General features: G+C 66.2%; 4 protein-coding genes and 1 pseudogene. All 5 read left to right on the top strand.

The features are described 5' to 3' along the window. Nucleotides 1-121: 121 nt before the first annotated feature. On the top strand, nt 122-601 hold the full coding sequence (locus KYK29_RS22350; protein ID WP_208632933.1) for a CopG family transcriptional regulator: 480 nt from the start codon (nt 122-124) through the stop codon (nt 599-601). Between the two features lie 147 nt (nt 602-748). Next, a complete protein-coding gene (gene trbB, locus KYK29_RS22345; protein WP_091517359.1) occupies nt 749-1732 on the top strand; it encodes a P-type conjugative transfer ATPase TrbB in 984 nt (327 codons plus the stop codon). Then, nucleotides 1729-2061 carry a TrbC/VirB2 family type IV secretion system protein gene (locus KYK29_RS22340; protein WP_024353498.1) on the top strand — a complete coding sequence of 111 codons (333 nt, stop codon included), beginning with the start codon at nt 1729-1731 and terminating at the stop codon, nt 2059-2061. Before trbB ends, KYK29_RS22340 begins: the two co-directional genes overlap by 4 nt. After that, the gene (locus KYK29_RS22335; protein WP_254693073.1) at nt 2061-2342 is read left to right on the top strand and encodes a VirB3 family type IV secretion system protein; all 282 of its coding nucleotides are present in this window, start codon (nt 2061-2063) and stop codon (nt 2340-2342) included. Before KYK29_RS22340 ends, KYK29_RS22335 begins: the two co-directional genes overlap by 1 nt. A gap of 10 nt (nt 2343-2352) precedes the next feature. Then, nucleotides 2353-2882 (top strand): annotated as a pseudogene (locus tag KYK29_RS22330) (conjugal transfer protein TrbE); the annotation flags it as partial.

The raw sequence follows: 2882 nt of genomic DNA, 5'->3' as shown, positions 1-2882 counted from the left end.
CTGGACGACGAGCCGGACGTTGACGCGGCCAAGGCCCGCGCCATGCGCCAGCGCATGAGGATGGTGGCGCGGCAGGTGGCGATGAACCCCGATGATGGAATCGACCTTTGAGGATACGCCCATGGCAACCAGAACCCGCCTGAATCTCTATTTCGACCCCGCGCTCATTCCACAGATCGAGGCGATGGCGCTGCGCCGCTCGGTGGCGCTGCGCCGCAATGTCTCGAAATCCGCCATCGTTGAGGCGGCGGTCATGTCCTACCTGTCCGGCGATTCCGCCGACCAGCTTGAAGCCGCCATGTCGCGCCGCTTGGACAAGCTCGGCCGCCAGATCGACACGCTCGACCTAGATCTCGCCGTCCTTGGCGAGGCGGTCGCGCAGTTCATCCATTTCTGGATGACCCTCACGCCGCCGCTTGCGGGAGCCGCACAATCCGCTGCCCGCGCCAAAGGCGCGGAGCGCTTTGAGGGCTTCATGCAGAATCTCGGACGGCGTCTGGCGACGGGCGACAGGTTCCTCAAAGAGCTGTCGCGTGACCTCGACTCACTTCCCGACGATCCGTTGCCGGACGAGTCCGAGAGCAACGGCGATCAAGAATAAGTATTCGGACCCATCCTATTTACCGCCGTTCGCCGCCGATCACCGCACGCAGCTAGATACTTGTTGAACCGGCCAGATTTCGGCCTCTCTTAATCGACCCCGATCCGGGGATGGCCTGTCGCGTCCCCGCAAGAAGCCGGGGCCGACATGACCACCAACCACCAAAGACCGGAAGCCATTGCGCGCGGCGCACGCATGTTGCGCACCGCGCTCGGCCCCGCCATTGCCCGGCTGCTCGAAGACCCGGCCGTGGTCGAGGTGATGTTGAACCCGGACGGGCGGTTGTGGATCGACCGCCTGTCCGAAGGGCTTTCCGATACGGGCGAGCGCCTGTCCGCCGCCGATGGCGAACGCATCGTTCGGCTGGTCGCGCATCATGTCGGCGCGGAGGTTCATGCCCGCAGCCCGCGCATCTCGGCCGAGCTGCCGGAGTCTGGCGAAAGATTCGAGGGCCTGCTGCCGCCCGTGGTCGCCGCCCCGACCTTCGCCATCCGCAAGCCCGCCGTCGCCGTGTTCAGCCTCGACGACTATGTGGCGGCGGGGATCATGTCCACCGATCAGGCCGCGACGTTACGCGCGGCCGTTTCCTCCCGCGCAAACATCCTCGTGGCGGGCGGCACCAGCACCGGCAAGACCACGCTGACCAATGCGCTGCTCGCCGAGGTGGCGAAGACGGCGGATCGCGTCGTCATCATCGAGGATACGCGCGAGCTGCAATGCGCCGCGCCCAATCTAGTGGCGATGCGGACGAAAGACGGCGTGGCGACGCTTTCCGATCTGGTGCGTTCCTCGCTGCGCCTGCGCCCCGACCGCATCCCCATCGGCGAGGTGCGCGGATCGGAAGCCCTCGACCTCCTGAAAGCGTGGGGAACGGGACACCCCGGCGGCATCGGCACCATCCATGCAGGCACCGGCATCGGTGCGCTCCGTCGCCTTGAACAGCTCATCCAAGAGGCTGTCGTCACCGTCCCGCGCGCCCTGATCGCCGAGACAATCGACCTTGTTGCTGTCCTTTCCGGGCGCGGTTCCGCGCGCCGGCTTGCCGAGCTTGCCCGCGTCGAAGGGCTGGGGCCGGACGGCGACTACCGCATCACCCCCGCAATCCAAACCAGCACAGGAGAATCTTCATGATCCGCACGATTTCGCGCGGCTATCGCTTCGCCGCGACCGCCGCATCCACCCTTGCTATCAGCTTCATGCTCGCCCCGGCCGCCCATGCGTCGGGATCGTCGATGCCGTGGGAGCAACCGCTTCAGCAAATCCTTCAGTCCATTGAGGGACCCGTCGCAAAAATTATCGCGGTGATAATTATCATTGCCACCGGCCTGACCCTCGCGTTCGGGGACACCAGCGGCGGCTTTCGCCGTCTGATCCAGATCGTGTTCGGCCTGTCGATTGCTTTCGCCGCGTCGAGCTTCTTCCTGTCGTTCTTCTCGTTCGGCGGCGGGGCGCTCGTTTGATGGCCGTCGCGTTCGAGCAACTGGACGCCGTGCCGGGCTTCACGGTCCCGGTTCACCGGGCGCTGACCGAACATATCCTGCTCGGCGGCGCTCCGCGCGCCATCGCCATCATGAACGGAACGCTGGCCGGAGCCGTGGGCCTCGGCCTGCGCCTCTGGCTGGTCGGCATCGCCATCTGGGCAATCGGCCACTTCGCGGCCGTATGGGCGGCAAAGCGCGATCCCCTCTTTGTCGAGGTCGGGCGGCGGCATCTCCGCATCCCCGGTCATTTGGCGGTTTGAGGGTGCAGCCATGATGAACCTTTCCGAATTCCGCCGCACCGCCGCGCGCCTCTCTGATTATCTGCCATGGGCCGCGCTGGTCGGTCAGGGTGTTGTGCTCAACAAGGACGGCAGTTTCCAGAGGACGGCGAAGTTTCGCGGTCCCGATCTGGATTCCGCCGTCGCGGCCGAGCTAGTCGCCGTCGCCGGCCGCATCAACAATGCCGTGCGCCGCCTCGGCTCCGGCTGGAGCATCTTCGTCGAGGCGCAGCGCAGCGAAGCCGCCACCTATCCCGACAGCACCTTTCCCGATCCCGCGTCGGCGCTGGTCGATGCCGAGCGTAAGGCCGGTTTCGAGGAAGCGGGCGCGCATTTCGTGTCCGGCTACTTCCTCACCTTCCTCTGGCTGCCCCCGGCCGAGGAAGCCGCCCGCACTGAGGCATGGCTCTACGAGGGCCGGGAGAAAACGGGGGTGGACCCGTGGGAAGTCCTGCGCGGCTTCATCGACCGCACCGACCGCGTGCTGGCCTTGCTCGACGGCTTCATGCCGGAGTGCCGTTG

The organism is Shinella daejeonensis (genome assembly GCF_024281235.1).
Lineage (GTDB): Bacteria > Pseudomonadota > Alphaproteobacteria > Rhizobiales > Rhizobiaceae > Shinella > Shinella daejeonensis.
This window is presented reverse-complemented; position numbering and strand designations above follow the sequence as displayed.